General features: G+C 65.7%; 9 protein-coding genes and 1 pseudogene. 4 read left to right on the top strand and 6 right to left on the bottom strand.

The window, feature by feature from the left end; all coding sequences use genetic code 11:
• Positions 1–78: 78 nt before the first annotated feature.
• The 5 genes from RHOOR87_RS0114150 to RHOOR87_RS0114130 form a co-directional block, all read right to left on the bottom strand.
• Positions 79–1,695 (bottom strand): hypothetical protein, encoded by a 1,617-nt coding sequence (locus RHOOR87_RS0114150; protein WP_196806984.1) that lies wholly within the window; start codon positions 1,693–1,695, stop codon positions 79–81.
• On the bottom strand, positions 1,628–3,001 hold the full coding sequence (locus RHOOR87_RS0114145; protein ID WP_157769773.1) for a toll/interleukin-1 receptor domain-containing protein: 1,374 nt from the start codon (positions 2,999–3,001) through the stop codon (positions 1,628–1,630). Before RHOOR87_RS0114145 ends, RHOOR87_RS0114150 begins: the two co-directional genes overlap by 68 nt.
• Before the next feature lie 116 nt (positions 3,002–3,117).
• Entirely contained in the window at positions 3,118–4,416 is a 1,299-nt protein-coding gene (locus tag RHOOR87_RS0114140) for a restriction endonuclease subunit S (protein WP_015449153.1), read from the bottom strand.
• Positions 4,406–6,016: a class I SAM-dependent DNA methyltransferase gene (locus RHOOR87_RS0114135; RefSeq protein ID WP_007514444.1), complete on the bottom strand. Its 1,611-nt coding sequence runs from the start codon at positions 6,014–6,016 to the stop codon at positions 4,406–4,408. Before RHOOR87_RS0114135 ends, RHOOR87_RS0114140 begins: the two co-directional genes overlap by 11 nt.
• Before the next feature lie 50 nt (positions 6,017–6,066).
• Entirely contained in the window at positions 6,067–6,291 is a 225-nt protein-coding gene (locus tag RHOOR87_RS0114130) for a helix-turn-helix transcriptional regulator (protein ID WP_007514442.1), read from the bottom strand.
• A gap of 82 nt (positions 6,292–6,373) precedes the next feature.
• Here RHOOR87_RS0114130 and RHOOR87_RS0114125 point away from each other — a divergent pair, with 82 nt between their 5' ends.
• From RHOOR87_RS0114125 to RHOOR87_RS20930, 4 genes and pseudogenes are all read left to right on the top strand, one after another.
• Positions 6,374–6,730 (top strand): hypothetical protein, encoded by a 357-nt coding sequence (locus tag RHOOR87_RS0114125; RefSeq protein ID WP_007514440.1) that lies wholly within the window; start codon positions 6,374–6,376, stop codon positions 6,728–6,730.
• On the top strand, positions 6,727–7,008 hold the full coding sequence (locus RHOOR87_RS20915; protein WP_015449152.1) for a BPSL0761 family protein: 282 nt from the start codon (positions 6,727–6,729) through the stop codon (positions 7,006–7,008). Before RHOOR87_RS0114125 ends, RHOOR87_RS20915 begins: the two co-directional genes overlap by 4 nt.
• Positions 6,989–7,723 carry an SseB family protein gene (locus RHOOR87_RS0114120; RefSeq protein ID WP_015449151.1) on the top strand — a complete coding sequence of 245 codons (735 nt, stop codon included), beginning with the start codon at positions 6,989–6,991 and terminating at the stop codon, positions 7,721–7,723. Before RHOOR87_RS20915 ends, RHOOR87_RS0114120 begins: the two co-directional genes overlap by 20 nt.
• Positions 7,724–8,060: 337 nt before the next feature.
• Positions 8,061–8,168 (top strand): annotated as a pseudogene (locus RHOOR87_RS20930) (tyrosine-type recombinase/integrase); the annotation flags it as partial.
• Positions 8,169–8,341: 173 nt separating this feature from the next.
• On the opposite strand, the gene RHOOR87_RS0114115 reads toward RHOOR87_RS20930, so the two are convergent.
• Entirely contained in the window at positions 8,342–16,984 is an 8,643-nt protein-coding gene (locus RHOOR87_RS0114115; RefSeq protein WP_027485367.1) for a glucoamylase family protein, read from the bottom strand.
• Positions 16,985–17,145: the final 161 nt, after the last annotated feature.

Raw genomic sequence — 17,145 nt, 5'->3', positions numbered from 1 at the left:
GTCGACTTCACGGTAACGCTTGGATTGTAGGTCCGATACCTCGGAGCAGCCAACGCGTCCACGCGTAGGCGACACTACCTAGATGTAATGCTTGAAAGGCAACATCGGCTCTGAATGAAGTGGTGCGGCGGTAAGAATCTCACCGATAGCATTCGCGAACCGAAGCGTGACCGGAAGGCGGTCATTGAAAAGGCAACTATTGAAATTGATCTTGCTCAGCGCGAGCACATCGGCCATCACTGTTTGAATCGACGCATCGCCTCGACGTATGACGATATGCAGCGGGTTCGGCGTGTCCGGCCCCATGTAGGTGTCCAGACGTGGAACATAGCCGGAGGTCCAGAGGTAGCCCGCGCGTGCGCTGACGATGAGAGCGGTTCCCCGGATCACAGGATAGTTGCCGGGACGGAACAGCTTTAAGTCGTCCCAGGCATCTCCAATCTGGACGCCGACCGGATTCGTCGCGCCACTGCAGGCACTGTGAAACCCCTCCCACTCGGCATCGTCAAAGCGTGATTGCGCGTGTATGAAAAGCTCAGTCGGCTCACAATCGTGCTTGTTCTTGTACTCGGCAATGACCGTGGACGCCAGTCGGTAGGCCGCGTCCGCATCCAGGTGATACTGCCTTGTATCGGGGTTATACCAAGGGCCAAGTGCTCCACGGAAGACAACCCCCTCACCATCCGCAAGGAACATCTGAGCGGCACAGCATGCGTAGCGATGGTCCTCGTTTTGCGGCTGCTGCTTATAGACAAGTCCGACGTAGCACACACCCGGACGTACGCCAGCAAGTTGCCAAGGGCGTCCGCCAGACTTGTAGTAGGAACCAGTCGAGAGCTTCCAAGCAATTGTCGCGGGATCTTCCACGCGACGCTTCGGCTGATCAGTTCCAGCCTTGAGAAATCGCCCCGGCGCGAGCGTCGTTTCTCGAACGATCTGAGTCACGATCTTGTGATCGAGCAGGCGCGCTTTTAACTGGCGACGAAAGTTCTTCTCATACTGGTAGACCTCAGCATCCTTTTCGTCCTGTGCGAAAAGCGACGCTTGATAGGTCATCTTCGATGCCTGCTTCTCGCTCACGAGGATCTTTCCAGGCACTCGATCTGCCTTTGAGACCGCAGACTGAGGACGACCAAGCTCGTAGACGAACTCAGGAATAACCGCGTACCAGAACTGGGGCGGGTCTTCGAGCCGCTTGATCTCGGCAATGAGCCTATCAACGTAGGTATCGACTAATTCCTTGATAGCCTCGTGCCGGTTTCCGATATGTGCCTTGCGCCTTAGATCATCTTCGGACAGGTCGCGGATCGCGAAAGCTGGCGTTGCGGACCAATGTGAGAAAAACGTCTCAGCAAAGCCAGGAAACGGGACATGGTGAGGCATGCTCTCTTTGGACGTCTTTCCGCGCGTTGGAATAGGAATGTAGCCGGATACCTGAGATGCCCATTCTTGAAAGCACTCGAACGATTGCGGCGTTCCGATGAACCCATAGCGAATCGAACGAGGAGCCGCGCCAGCATCAACGGGACCAAACAGGTAGAGGCCATCTCGGGGATAAGTCACACGCTGCCCGAAGCGAAACTCAAGCTCCGGTTCCTCAATGTGCAATACGCTGAGTGCAGGACGCCTATTCCTCATCGCTTTCGCCCTCGTCTTCGTACCATTCGCCGTAGTCGATGTCGGGGTCATCTTCATCGGCATCCACATCGCCGGCTTCATGCACGCCGAACTTCGCAACCGGCAAAAAGGGCGGAAGCGAGGCGACGAGATTCTCAGTTGGCGACACTGGAAAGGCGATTTCGTTTGTACCGCCTGACACCCACCACAGATATGCAAGCAGCATGTCGCGCCAACGCGCGTTCCGCCAGCTCGCGGCGAATGATCGTCTCAGGCGATGAGCCTTTTTTGGGTCATCGATGATGTCCATACCGTTCGTGGAGAACAATAAGCGAGGGGAGAGGCGGATATGAGGCTTCGGGTAGTCGCGGGTCTGTGCGTTCAGACCGTAGTGCCAAAACACGTTTCGCTTCTCCGACTGGCCCATGATTTGGCGCGATCCCTTCATGTGCTTCCAGTTGAACGAAACTTTCGTCTTCGGGACGACGCGTATGTCAGCCCACCACGTGCGTCGGCCTTTCTGATTGGCGAGAGCCGACATGCCCAGCCGGTGCATGTGTAGATCGAAGGCTTGATTGCCGAGGTCAGAGAAGTGACGACTCGCGACGTATCGCTCGATCCCTTGCTCTGACCATCCTTCGGACCGGAACCTCGATAACGAAAGCTCCCCGACAACATGTGCCGGAACTCCGGGGCGTAATTCGCCGGCAGCATTTGGGGAGGCAAAGGTGAGGATTCCGTTCTTGAACGGAATGAGCGGGTAAGTCTCGATGTCGCGCATCTGGAATCGCTGGACATCGAAGCCGAAGGGTGGTTCGCAGTAGTACAGTGTCTCGGGAAACGACTTGATCCGGAGCCAATTCGAGACGAGATACTCTGTGCGTTGGATCAGCTTTGCAGCGCCATTCGTTTGATCGGTTAGCCACTCACTCAAGGTGTCGCCGTCATCAGTTCTCGAGATGGCTTTGTTTGCCAAAAGTAATTCGGAAAGCTCGACGAAGCCGTTAGCCCACCCATGAGAGAAGTCGATGTATTGAAGATGGGCGATGCGGAAAGGCGCATCGTAGGAAGCCAGCCGCAACGGGATGATGAACTCAGTATCGGAAATCGACTTACTAACAGCGGTTGCAATTTCGACCTCGTTACGAACGCCTTGCTTCTCCAAGCCATCTGGCGTGCAGACCAATAGCATCTTGAGTGCTCGGTTTCGGAGGGCATCTTCCAGTTTTCGAGACCAGTCCGACCCGCCATGCAGTGCGAACAGATCCGCCCAAACCTCATAGCCCAAAGCAGACAACTTGGCACCAAGCCAACGCACGAATGCATTGTCTTCCGGTGTTGCGTGCGAGATGAAAATAGCCGTTCGAGGTGAAGTTTTGTCCATGTCGTTCAGATGCGTCCTCATTCACAAAAGGATTCACAGGCTACGGCGTGAACTCTAGCGCCTCGTGTCGCCATGCCTCGCGGGGTTGATGCGCTGAAGCTGGCTGAGCTTGGGCTTCATGGTATGGCTTTCTCGATGACCTGTGCGTCGGGCAGGCGCAGCTTGCCGGAGATCAGGCGGGGGAGCAGGGTGTCGCGGAGTTGGGAAAGGCTATCGGCATGGCTAGACGCGGCGGCAATGCGCGCGCGCAGAGGCTCGATGATTTTCTCGAAAGCCTCTGCCACGCCATCGTCAGGCACGACTACCGAAAACTGCTTCAGGCTTCCCAAGTCGACACGTTGTCTGCCGCTGGTGCCAGTCATTGCCTGAATCGCGAACGCACGAAAGTTCGGCATGCGCGCCAACAGGTAACCCCAAAACGGAGGCAGTGGAGCCTTGGGCCGCATCACGATGAATTCCGTCGAACCCCAGCCAACTTCGTTGTCGGCCAGGAAATCCACGAACGCGGTCTTGCCGTTTTCCAGGCACGGTGTGATCTTCGCAAGCAAGGTATCACCATTGGTGAACTTGCTACCTGATCCCAATTCGCGCTGCGTGATTTCGGCTGGACGATGACCTTGGGTCGGTGCGTTGGCCATATCCAGATACGACGCCAAGCTGCCTTTGCGCAACACACGTTGTGGATTGAGTTCCATGCAATCGGAAAGACTGGCCGCGCGCCAACCCTGCGGGATTGGGCCGAGCGGGGAATCTTCGAAGGTGTCGGGGAACAGCGCGGCGGTGGCGACGTCCATGCCATCCGGCACGCGGCCTTCGGCTTTCGCATGCACCGGATCGAAGTCGACGAACCACGATTTGAACAGGGTTTGGGCGATGGCTTCGAGGGTGGCGTTGGTTTCTTCGAGCAGAGAGATTCGAGTGTCCAACGCCTTCAGTACTGATGCTGCGAGTTGTTGCCGCTCCATCGGCGGAATCGCAAGCACGACTTTTCGCAATTCGCTCTGTTTTATCCCCAGTACGGTCGTGCCGGAGGAACGTCCTTTCATCTGAGTCTGCATCGGCTCCGATTGAAGGGCATACAGCAGGAAGTTGTTATCCACCAACCCTCGCTTCCCACGCAGCGTCACGATTCGTTGCGCCAAGGCGACAGGCAATTGTCCGATTTGCGCGACTTCACCAAGTGGAGCTTCTGTCGTCAAAACAACATCACCGATTCGAGGTAGTCCCCGGGTCATCCAGTCATCGAAGTCAGCTGGCGAAATGAATTCAGTAGGCTCTTGGATGCGTCCGTTCTTTACGATCTTTGCAGTGATCAACGGGATGCCAGCGTCAACTTTGCGGGGGGTTTTTCCCCGGTAGTCGATAATCGCGTCCAGGCATTCCTCAAGAGGAAGCGTCTTCCATTCAGACGCCATAACCCAACGCCCCCAGCTTCTCCCGGATCAGCGCATCCAGCTCCACACCCTTCGCCATCTGCTCGGCGAGCTGCGCGGTTAGCCGCTCCATCTTCTCGCTGAACACCTCGTCGTCGTCCTCGATATCCTCCGCGCCCACGTAGCGGCCAGGGGTGAGCACGTAGCCGTGTTCGGCGATTTCGGCGAGGGGCACGCTGCGGCAGAAGCCGGGGACGTCGGCGTAGGCCAAACCCTCACCCCGGCCCTCTCTCCCACGGGAACTTCCTTCGGTCGCCGGGGGGAGAGGGGGAAAAGCCTGACGCCAGCGGTGCACGGTGTCGCCGATGCGGGCGATGTCTTCGTCGTCGAAGACGCGGAACACGCGGCCTTCCATGCGGCCGAGTTTGCGGGCGTCGATGAACAGCACTTCGCCGCGGCGGTCGCGGCCGTTCTTGGTCTTGTCTTTCGCCAGGAACCACAGGCAGGCGGGAATCTGGGTGTTGAAGAACAGTTGCGGCGGCAGCGCCACCATCACCTCGACCACGTCGCGTTCGACCATCGCCTGGCGGATCGCGCCTTCGCTGTTCTGGTTGGAGCTCATGCTGCCGTTGGCCAGCACCACGCCGGCCTGCCCGCGCGCGGACAGGTGGTGCAGGATGTGCTGCAGCCAGGCGTAGTTGGCGTTGCCGGCGGGCGGCGTGCCGAACTGCCAGCGGCGATCGTCGGCAAGGCGCTCGCCGCCCCAGTCGCTGATGTTGAACGGCGGGTTGGCCAGTACGTAGTCGGCGCGTAGGTCGGGGTGTTGGTCGCGGTGGAAGGTGTCGGCCGGCTCCTTGCCGAGGTTGAAATCCATGCCGCGGATGGCGAGGTTCATTGCCACCAGTCGCCAGGTGGTGGGGTTCGCTTCCTGGCCGTAGATGCTGAGGTCGCCGAAGCGGCCGCCGTGGCTCTCCACGAACTTCTCCGACTGCACGAACATGCCGCCGGAACCGCAGCACGGGTCATACACCTTGCCCTGGTGCGGGCCGAGGATTTCCACCAGCACCTCGACCACCGAGGCGGGCGTGTAGAACTGGCCGCCCTTCTTGCCTTCGGCGCTGGCGAACTGGCCGAGGAAGTATTCGTACACCTCGCCAAGCACGTCCTTGGCCTTGCCGCCCGCGCCGAAACCGATCGTGGAGACTAGGTCGACCAGCTCGCCGAGCTTGCCCGGTTCCAGCTGGGCGCGGCCGAAACGCTTGTCGAGGATGCCCTTCAGGCGCGGGTTGTCCGCCTCGATCGCGTCCAGTGCGGCGTCGATGCGGCGGCCGATGTTCGCCTGCTTGGCGTGCGCGCGAAGGTTTTCCCAGCGCGCCTGCTCGGGCACCCAGAACACGTTGGCGGCGGTGTAATAGTCGCGATCCTCTTCCGCGGCGGCGCGCATCACGGGATCTTCGAGGTACAACTCGGATTCCGGATCAGCCAGCGCCACGCGCAGTCCGCTGCGCAACTCGTCGAACGCATCGGAGATGTACTTCACGAAGATCAGCCCAAGCACCAAATGCTTGTACTCGGCCGCGTCCATGCTGGAGCGCAGCTTGTCGGCGGCGGCCCAGAGGGTCTTTCTCAACTCGATATTCAATGATGTTGTTCCCGGTAGTCCTGGGCCAATCGGTATGCCGGCGGCAGGGCTTAAAGCTTGGCTTGCGCCATCAACGCGGCGATCGGCATGTCCAGCCCCTCTGCCACCTTGGCGAGGGTGGCCAGCGTTACGTTCCGCTCGCCGCGCTCGATGGCGCTGTAGTAAGCGCGGTGCATACCGATGGCATCGGCGAATGTGTCCTGGCTGTATTCAAGGGCCTGTCGACGCTCACGCACGGCGGTACCCAATTTGGTCTGTAGCGTCACCTTGTCCATGCGGTGACCGTAAGCAGACGATACTTTTAGGACTACTCCTTTAGATGTAGTCTATATATAAGTATCGAAGGATGACACGACGATGCCGCTGCGATTGGTCGATGATGATCTGGATCTGTCTTTGGACATCGCGATGAGCTGGAGCTCCCGGGAGGCCCTGGGCATCCAGCTGGAGCGTTGTCTGAGCACGGGCACCAACGCGCCGTTCGAATCGCGGTTGATCACCAGTCTGGCGAGCATCCTGGACGACGATCTCCAGCCACCAACCCAGAGCCAGGTTTCGTATGCCCTCAGTATCGCGAAAGCGCTTGCCATATCACTCCCCGGGGAGGCGCTGAAGTACAAGGGAACCATGAAGCAGTTCCTCAGTCGCTACGCCCCGGTGTTCCGCGAGCACCGGTGGAAGTATTCGACGAGCGCACAAGTGCAACAGTCATGACGCTGCCGTATGAACGTTCGAGAGCAGTCATCGAAACGAGGGCGTTCTTGGCGCAGCTGCTCGGCAACCGTCGAGTTCCGGCCTCGGTACGCAGTGAAGCCAAGTGGCTTCTGCGGCACTACCCGTCAGCCAACGAGGTGTTCCAAGCGGGATGGCATGAGTTGGCCAGCCCAGCCTATGTTCTGGAGCCGATCTTCGACACCAGCGTCGACGGAAAGCCATCGGAACGTTGGCCCCCACCACGCCAAGTAGAACGGAATGACCCCAACGAAACTTGATGATCTCCTTGCTACGGCAAGGTCGACGCCGGCGGGGATGGATCCGTCAAAGGCTCAAGAGGCGGTGTTTCAAGCCCTCCTCGACGCCACCGTGTACGCGCATGTCCCATCGAAAAGACCGCCTGAAGGGCGTATGCGCTTCTTCCAGTTCATACGCCCGGACAATGGTCAAACGGTGCTTCCGTTCTTCAGTGACCGCACCCAGGCAGAGCAGCCTTTGCGCGATGGTGTTTCGATTGTGGCTATGTCGGGTCGGCGTCTGTTTGAACTTACACGCGGCGCCACCTTGATTCTCAATCCAAATATCGATGCAGTGGCACTGTATCCACCGGAAATTACGGCGATTCTTGAGGGCAGAGAGCTTGGCTACTTTGCGCAGCAGGAACCCATTGACAACGAAGCCTTGCTTGCACGTCTGCCTAGCGTCTCAACGAGCGAAGTTGACGAGGTACTACGTGAGTTGTTCGATCGGGAGGGGACTGTTAGGGCCGCCTATCTGGTGGAGGTGAACACCCAAGGCAACAAGCCGGAGGAATTCATTCTTCTTGGCGTAGTGGCGGGTTCGGCGGCCAAAGAGCGACTCCTCCAACTTGTGACGCTAGCCCTCAAAACTAAGTCGCCGCGAATGGATCTTCCCCTGAGCATTGCGTTCTTCGCACCGGATGAAGTGCTTCCTGATATCTGCCACAGGGGCATCCAGTTTTATGGAACATAAGCAAATATCAGGATGTGCATCGCACCCATTTGGCTAGCGCGCCTCCGTACAGCTCCGGGCCGCGGGGTAGTCCGTAACGCTGACACACCGTGATCCGCGACCAACCGCATCGCCTCATGCATGAACTCACTGCAAGACATCAGCGTTGTCGTCATAAACACCGCCAGCTTCTTCATCACGCCTAAAGTCGGTGTCTGTGAAGTTGGCAACACCACCTGTCCAGAATGTCGTGACAGGCGCCAATTTGGTGCTGTGGCAACACATCAAGAGGCATGTCGCATCGTACACAGCCAGATCTGATGGCGTCACGCTATGTTTCCCATCTATTTACGGTGCCCGCACGATCCAGGAACTGCTCGGCCACAAGGACGTCGCAACCACGCAGATCTATACGCACGTTTTGAACCGCGGTGGCCACGGGGTGTTGAGTCCGCTGGATCGATGAGCTGCCCGGTTACAAGGACGTGGCGACCACGGCCGCTCTTGCGCATCCATGCACCCGCGGCATTGGCACATCCGTGTGCGGCAAGATCTGCACCCACGTTCTGAACCGCGGCGGCCACGGCGTGCCGAGCCCATGGGACCGCTGGGCGCAGGCATGCGCCGCCGCGGCCGGCTTCATGGGCGGCGCGGCCAGTTCAGCTCCACGCTGTGCTCCGCGCCGTCCTCGGCGAGCGGGATGCCGCCGTCGGGCTGCATCTCGCCGTCCAGCCACAGCGTGCTCGGCGTGCCGGCGTCGCTCTGGTGCAGGCGGATGCGGTAGAGCGTGTCGCGGTGGCGGTAGTCGACCGAGAAGCCCTCCCACTCCGGCGGCAGCACCGGCGCGAAGCGCAGCGTGCCGGCTTCCAGGCGCAGGCCCAGCAGCGATTCCACGATCAGCCGGTACATCCAGCCGGCGGAGCCGGTGTACCAGCTCCAGCCGCCGCGGCCGACGTGCGGGGCCACCGCGTAGACGTCGGCGCTGACCACGTAGGGTTCGACCTTGTAGACGTCCACGGAAGCCGCGTCGAGGCCGTGGTTGACCGGGTTGATCATGCGCAGCAGTTCCCACGCGCGCGCGCTGTCGCCGAGTTCGGCGAACGCCATCGTGGCCCAGATCGCGGCATGCGTGTACTGGCCGCCGTTCTCGCGCACGCCGGGCAGGTAGCCCTTGATGTAGCCGGGGTCGAGCGCGGATTGGTCGAACGGCGGCGCCAGCAGCTGCACCAGGCCGGCGTCGCGGCGCACCAGGCGGGCGTCCAGCGAGTCCATCGCCTGCCGCTGGCGCCCGGGCGCGCCGATGCCGGACAGCACCGACCAGCTCTGCGCGATCGAGTCGATGCGGCATTCGTCGTTGCTGGCGGAGCCGAGCGGCGTGCCGTCGTCAAAGTAGGCGCGGCGATACCAGGCGCCATCCCAACCGTGCTGTTCCAGCGCGGTGCGCAACCTGGCCACTTCGCCTTCGCAGTGTTGCGCGAACGGCTCGTCGTCGTGCAGCCGGGCCACCTCGGCGAAGCGCTGCAGCACTTCGCAGGAGAAGAAGCCCAGCCACACGCTTTCGCCGCGGCCGTGTTCGCCGACCCGGTTCATGCCGTCGTTCCAGTCGCCGCCGCCGATCAGCGGCAGGCCGTGCGCGCCGCGCAGGGCAAGGCTGCGCTCGATGGCGCGCACGCCATGCTGGTACAGCGTCTCGCGCAGGGCCGAGGGCTGCGGCAGGTCGTAGTGCGACTCCTCGCCCTCGTGCAGCGGACGGCCCTCGATGTAGCCGACGCATTCGTCCAGCACGCCGCGGTCGGCGCTGGCCAGCACGTAGCGCGCGATGGCCAGCGGCAGCCACAGGTAGTCGTCGGAACAGGTGGTGCGCACGCCGCGGTCCCGCGGCGGGTGCCACCAGTGCTGCACGTCGCCTTCGGCGAACTGGTGCGCGGCGCACAACAGCAGCTGCGCGCGCGACAGTTCCGGCGCGGCGTGCACGGTCGCCATCGAGTCCTGCAGCTGGTCGCGGAAGCCGAACGCGCCGCCGCTCTGGTAGTAGCCGCTGCGCGCCCACAGCCGGCAGGCGATGGTCTGGTACAGCAGCCAGCCGTTGGCGAGCACGTCGAGCGCGGGCTCCGGCGTGTGCACCTGCACCGCGCCGAGTACGCGCGCCCAGTGTGCGCGCACCTGGTCCAGTGCGTCGGCGGCGCTGCCGCTGCCGCGGAAGCGCTGCACCAGCGCACTGGCCTCGGCGGCGTCGCGACCCAGGCCGAGGCGGAAGATCAGCTGGCGCTGCTCGCCGTCGCCCAGGCTCACCATCGACTGCAGCGCCGCACACGGGTCCAACCCGGCACCGAGCCGGCCGGACAGGTGTGCGCGGCCCAGCCCGGCCGGCGCGCGCAGGCTGCCGTTGCGGCCGAGGAATTCGCTGCGGTCGCCGCCGATGCCGCGCGCGGGGTCGTCCACGTCGAAGAACGCTACGCGGTTCGGGAACTCGCTGTTGTAGGCGTTGCGCGCGAACAGCGCGCCGCTGGCCGGGTCCGACTCGGTGACCACGTGCATCGCGGTCTTCGCGCGCAGGTCGCCGAGCAGCCATTCGACGTAGCCGGTGACGCTGAGCCGACGCGGCTGGCCGGAGTCGTTGCGCAGCTTCAGCACCGAGAACTTCACCGACGCGTCCAGCGCCACGTAGACCCACAGCTCGGAGTGGATGCCGTCCTCGTGGTGCTCGAACACGCTGTAGCCGAAGCCGTGGCGGGTGACGTAGCTGCCGCTGCCGCGGCACGGCAGTGGCGTGGGCGACCACAGCTGTCCGGTGTCCTCGTCGCGCAGGTACAGCGCCTCGCCGCTGCCGTCGCCGACCGGGTCGTCGTGCCACGGGCTGAGCCGGAATTCGTGTGCGTTCTCGCCCCAGCTGTAGGCGCTGCCGCTCTCGGAGATCACCGTGCCGAAGCGCGGGTTGGCCAGCACGTTCGCCCACGGCGCCGGCGTGCTGTCGCCGGCGGCCAGGGTGATCACGTACTCGCGGCCGTCGTGGCTGAAGCCGCCGTGCGGGTTGGCCAGCTGCAGCGCCGGCGCCGCGCCGGCGCCGCCGGCGAGCGTGGCGCTGGCGATGCGCCGGGGCCGGCTCGGCTCGAAGCGCGGCGCGTGGGTCTCCACCTGGCGCCGGCCGATCTGCTCGGCCAGGCTGCCGCGGCCGTCGCCCAGGATGATCCGCGCGCTGGCCAGCATCACCAATCGGTCCTCGCCGGACAGTTGCTGCCCCGGGCGCACGAAGATGCCGCCGGGACGGTCGAGCAGGCTGGCCTCGCTGCCGGAGGCGATCAGGCCCATGATCAGGTCGTGCAGTTCCTGCCGGTAGCCGACGCGGTCCTCGTTCCAGATCACCAGGTCCACCGCCAGTCCCTTCTGCCGCCAGTACGCGTGCGCCTGCACCAGCTGGCGCACCAGCTCGATCCGTGCCGGGCTGGCGATCTGCAGCAGCACGATCGGCAGGTCGCCGGACACCGACTGCCCCCACAGCCCGCTCTGCCCGCGCCGGTTGCCGCGCAGCACCGCCGGCTCGGCGCGCAGGCCGGCGTTCGGGTACAGGATGCCGGTGGCCATGTGTTCGTACAGCTGCGCGTCGGCGAGGCTGGCGTTGAGCTGGCGCAGCAGCACCTGGCTGTGCGTCCAGGCCAGGTCGAACACGCGGTCGGCGAGGTGGCGGTCGCGGTACTTGCCGATCAGCTGCAGGCAGCCGTCGCGTTGCGCGGCGTAGCCGGTGACGAAGTCGATGGTGGCCGATTGCTCCGGCTCCAGCGTGAGGCGGCAGCGGATCGCCACGATCGGGTCGAGCACCGGGCCGGCGCTGTCGGACAGCCTCGCCTGCTCGCGGTCGAGCGCCTGCGGCTCGGCCGTGCTGCGGCCGCGGCCGATGAAGCGGGCGCGGTCGGTCTCGTAGGAGATCGCGTCGATGTCGGCGTCGTGTACCGCCAGCAGGTGGAACAGCCACGGCACCTGCTCGCCGGCCGAGCGCGGCCGCCGCGTGCACACGATCGCCTGCAGCGAGGGCACCAGCTCGGTCTGCACGAACAGCTTGCTGAAGGCCGGGTGCGCCGCGTCGGCGGCCGGCGGCGCCAGCACCACCTCGGCGTAGCTGGTCAGCTCGATCGTGCGCCGCGTGCGGCTGCGGTTGGTGATGCGCGTGCGGCGCAGCTCGATGTCGTCTTCCGGCGACACCACGATCTCGGTGTGCGCGTCGAACTCGCGTTCGCGCACGCGGAATTCGGCGCGTGCGTCGGAGAAGATCGCCTCGAACTGTTCGGTCTTCCTCCGCGTGGGCTGGTAGGCGGTGGACCAGTACTCGCCGCTGGCCACGTCGCGCAGGTAGCAGAACATGCCCCAGGCGTCGCAGGTGATGTCCTCGTGCCAGCGCGTCAGCGCCAGTTCGCCACACCGGCTGTAGCCGCCGCCGGCGCTGCTCAGCATCACGTGGTAATGGCCGTTGGAGAGCAACTGCACGGCCGGGCGCGGGCGGTCGGGATCGGCGAACACGCGCAGCCGCGCCTCGGCCGGTCGCGATGCGCCGTCCGATTCGGGGAAGCCGGAGGCGTGCAGGTATTCCGCCGCGGTCTTCGGCACGCGTTCCTGCAACAGCAGGCTGGTGGCCTGGAACTGCGGGTCGGATTCGAAGCGCCGCTGCATCGGCCGATCCAGCAGCGCATGGCCCAGTGCCAGCAGGCTCATGCCCTGGTGGTGCGCCATGAACTGCCGCACCAGCGCCGAGTCCTGGCCCAGCGGCAGTCGCGCCGGGGTGTAGTCGATCGCCTCGTACAGGCCGTAGCGGCCGCGTGCGCCGGCCTCGGCCAGCCGCTGCAGGTTCTTGGTGGCCGCGGCCGGCACCACCATTAGCGCCAGTGCGCTGGCATACGGCGCCACCACCACGTCGTCGCCCAGCCCGCGCTTCAGGCCCAGCCCGGGCACGCCGAATGCGCGGTACTGGTAGGTGAAGTGCGCGTCCAGCATGTTGTAGCCGGATTCGGACACGCCCCATGGCACGCCGAGCTGGTTGCCGTATTCGACCTGCCGCGCCACCGCGGCGCGGCAGGTCTGGTCGAGCAAGGTGCCTTCGTAACTCGGCATCACCAGCATCGGCATCAGGTACTCGAACATCGAGCCGGTCCACGACAGCAGTACCGGCTCGCCGCCGACGGTGGTGAGCAGGCGGCCCAGTGCGAACCAGTTGTCCTGCGGCAGCTGGCCCTGCGCGATGCCGACGAAGCTGGCCAGCCGCGCCTCCGACGCCAGCAGGTCGTAGTAGCCGGCGTCGAGCCGGCGCTGGTCGACGTTGTAGCCGATCGCCAGCAGGTCGCGCGCGCCGTCGTACAGGAAGCGGTAGTCCACCAGCGCCAGCTCGCCGGCCTGCTGCGCCAGCTGCTCGATCGCGGCGAGGCGCGCGCGCGCGCGTTCGCGCACGCCTTCGGCGTCGGCCACGGCGGGCCAGGCCAGCGGTTCGATCCGCGCCAGCTGGCGCAGCGTGGGGATGCCCTCGAAGCTGGTCTCGTCGTCCGCCGGCGGGTCGAGGCCGAACGCGGCGGCCTCGTCGCACAGCTCGTCGCACTGCGCGAGCAGCGCGTCGAGCCAGAACTGCGCCTCGCTGCCGGGTTCGGCGTCCAGTCGCGGCAGCAGCGCCTGCGCGTGGCCGCGCAGCTGGCGCAGCAGCGCGCTGGCTGCGCCGGTGCTTGCCGGCGGCGCGGCCGCGCCCTCCTGCAGATGCCGGTCGAGCGGGTCTAGCGCGTGCGCGAGGTCGGGATCCAGGGTGTCGCGCAGCAGCGCCAGCGTGTCGTGCAGGCCGTGCAGCAGGTCGGGGCGGAACACCGGCTGGTCGGCCAGTTCCTCCAGCCCGGGGCGCAGGGTCAGCAGGTGGCCGGCAAGGTTGCCGCTGTCCACCGCCGAGACGTACAGCGGCGCCAGCGGCTGCAGGCTCTGCGTGTCGTACCAGTTGTAGAAGTGGCCGCGGTGGCGCGGCAGCCCCTGCATGGTGGCCAGGGTCAGCCGGGTGCGTTCGAGCAGGCGGCCGGTACCGAGGAAGCCGAAGTCGTGCGCGGCCAGGTTCGCCAGCAGCGCCAGGCCGATGTTGGTCGGCGAGGTGCGGTGGGCGACTGTCGGGTCGGGCCGCTCCTGCAGGTTGTCCGGCGGCAGCCAGTGCCCGGTGGCGCCGACGTGGACGTCGAAGAACGCCCAGGTCTGCCGCGCCAGCGTGCGCAGGAAGCGCTGCTGCGCCGCGTTCGGCGCGAACGCGACCGGCGTGCGCGGCTGGCTGATCCACCACGCGAGGGCAGGCGAGCCCAGCCACAGCAGCAGCAGCGGCGTCGCCAGCCACAGCGCCAGCGGGCGTTCGAGCGCCAGCGCCACGCCCAGCGCCAGCGCCAGCACCGGGCCGATCCACATCAGCCGCCACAGCACGGCCGGCGCATGGCCGCCGTGCCGTTCGACCTCGCCGGAGGGCTGCCACTGCAGCAGGTGGCGCTGGCTGACGGTCACCCGCCACAGCGTGCACACGATCGCGTCGAGGTGGTACAGCGCCTCGTGCGGCAGCCATGCCAGCCCCAGCGCCATCCGCGCGAAGTGCTGCAGGCTGGCGCGGAAGGCGGCGCGCAGGTGCTGGTCGAGCTGTACCTCGCGCGGCTTCTGCACCAGTTCCAACAGCGCCGCCAGCAGCGGCGGCAGCAGCACCATCGACAGCACCGCCACGGTCCACGAGAGCACCGGCGACATCAGCAGCCAGCCGCTCACCAGCAGCGCCAGCAGCGCCGGCGGCACCAGGCTGCGGCGCAGGTTGTCGAGGATCTTCCAGCGCGACAGCGCGGTCAGCGCGTTGCGGCGCCAGCCGGCGTGCGCGGTCGGCGCCCACGGCAGCAGCCACGGCAGCAGCTGCCAGTCGCCGCGGATCCAGCGGTGGCGGCGCTTCACGTCGGCGCCGTAGCGGGCCGGGTAAGTCTCGAACAGCTGCACGTCGCTGAGCAGGCCCGAGCGCGCGTGGCAGCCTTCGACCAGGTCGTGGCTGAGGATGCGGTTGTCCGGGAAGCGCCCGTCCAGCGTGCGCTCGAACGGGTCGATCGCGTAGATGCCCTTGCCGACGAACGAGCCTTCGCCGAACACGTCCTGGTAGACGTCCGAGACCATCCGCGTGTACGGGTCGATGCCGGCGTCGCTGCCGTACAGCTGGGCGTAGTGCGAGCGCGCGGTGCTCGGCAGGCTGATCCCCACGCGCGGCTGCAGGATCGCGTAGCCGCTGACCACGCGCCGCCGTTCGGGGTCGTACACGGCGCGGTTGAGCGGGTGGTCGATGGTGCCGACGAAGGCCTGCGCCGCGTCGCGCGGCAGCTCGGTGTCGGTGTCCAGGGTGATCACGTACTGCACCGGTCCGAGCGCGGCGACATCGCCCACCACCCGCATGAAGCGATCGTGCGCGTTGCCGCGCAGCAGCGCGTTGAGGTCGGCCAGCTTGCCGCGCTTGCGCTCGTGGCCCATCCAGCACTGCTCGCCCGGATTCCAGCGGCGCGGTCGATGGAACAGGAAGAAGCGGTCGGCCTTGGCGCTGGCGTAGCGGTCGTTGAGCGCCTCGATGCGCCGCTGTGCCCGCCGCAACAGCGCCTCGTCGCCGGGCAGGCTCTCGTGGTCCGCGTCGGTGAAGTCGGTAAGCAGGGCGAAATGCAGGTGCTCGTCGCGGTTGCCGAGGAAGCGCACCTCCAGCGCTTCGGCCAGTTCGTCGACGTCCTGCGCGCTGGCGATCAGGCTGGGGATCGCCACCAGCGTGCGCGCGGCGGCCGGAATGCCGTGCGAGTAATCCATGCGCGGCAGCTGCCGCGGCGCGATCGACAGCGTGGCGATCCAGTTGAGCAGGCTCAGTCCCAGCTGGCTGGCCAAGATCGCGGCGGGAACCGCCAGCGCAACCAGCGCCCAGCTCGGCCAGCGATCGTGCGCGGCGGCGGTGACCAGCGGCTGCGCGAAGGCGAACGTGACTAGCGCCAGCAGGCCCAGGTAGATCGGCAGCGGCGCGCGGTCGAAGCCGCGGCGCAGCGTTTCGCGCAGCGGCGGGCGGATGCCCAGTTGCCGTTCCAGCTGCAGCCGACCGCGGTCGATCAGGTAGTAGCCGACGTGCTGCGGCAGCGGCACGCTGCTGTCGGTGGGGGCCGCGGCCTGGCTCAGCGCGATCGCCGCCTCGGCCACCTGCAGCTCGGTCAGCCGGTGCCGCCGCGCCATCGCCTCGACCACGTGGCGGTAGCGGTCGCGGGTGGCGAAATCCATCGCCGCGTAGACGCCGGCCGGGTCCTCGCGCAGGCATTGCTCGACCAGGCTGCAGCGCTCGACGAAGTCGCGCCAGTCGATCGCCGACAGCGTGCGCAGGCTGCCGATGCTGTTGCTGATCGAGACCTGGTTGGCGGCCTGCTGCTGCGCCTCGAGCTGCACCAGGCGCTCGATGCTCTGCCCCGACGCGGCCAGGCGCTGTTCGATCCAGCTCAGCGGCAGCGCCAGCGCCGGGCTCTGGCCCTGCAGCCGGCGCGCCATCTCGGCCACGAACGGGCCGTTCATCGGCGGGTCCGAGCGCGCCATGTCGGCCACCACCAGCACCACCGAGTTCGGCTCGCGCCCGGCGATGGCGGTCATCGCGTCGGCCCAGCGCGCGGCCTTGCCGCGGTCGCGCCAGTCGGCCATCACCCGCGCGGCGACCCGGCGCAGGTTCTCGATCAGCGCCAGTCGCAGCATGATCGGGATCGCCCACAGTTCGCCCAGCTTCAGCGGGCTCACTTCCTGGTAGGCGTCGACGAAGTGCTGCAGGATGTGCGTGTCGACCCGCCCGTCGCCGTGCGAGATGATCTCCAGCGCGATGTCGTACACCCGCGGCAGCCCGGCCGACGGCCCGCTGGCCAGCCGCGGCAATTCGCGGCTGTAGCCCTTCGGCAGGTGCCGGCGGGCGATCCGCACCTGCTCCTCGACCAGGTAGAAGTTGTCCAGCAGCCACTCGGCGGCCGGGGTGATCCGCCGCCGCTTGCGGGTGGCGTCGGTCAGCCGTTCGCAGGTGTGGGTCAGCACCGCCTCGTTGTCGTCCAGCCGCGCCAGCAGCGAATCCATGCTGGTGCGGGCGCTGAGCCGATGCAGCCCGGCCAGTGCGCGGCCGTGGCGTTCCATCTGTTCGGCGCTGAACAGTTCCGCGCGCAGCGCCGGCTCCTGCTCCGGCCGGGTGCGCGCCGCTGCGCGCCGCCGGCGGAACGCTTGCAGGCGGCGCAGCTTGAGCAGGTCGAGCAGGTTGCCAATGTTCAAGACGATTTCCTTGGGCCTCGCGGGATCGGCCACGAGGCGTCCATGCGGGCGGAGCGCCGACGGGAACCCGTGCGAGGGCTGCGACCGCCGGCTCGGCCCGACCTTACGCGGCGGCATGTGAAGATGGCGCGCGCTACGATGGGCGCCCGCCGCTACCGGAG

Source organism: Rhodanobacter sp. OR87 (assembly GCF_000473345.1).
GTDB lineage: Bacteria > Pseudomonadota > Gammaproteobacteria > Xanthomonadales > Rhodanobacteraceae > Rhodanobacter > Rhodanobacter denitrificans.
Note: the sequence above shows the minus strand (reverse complement) of the source record. Positions and strands in the feature narration are given on the sequence as shown.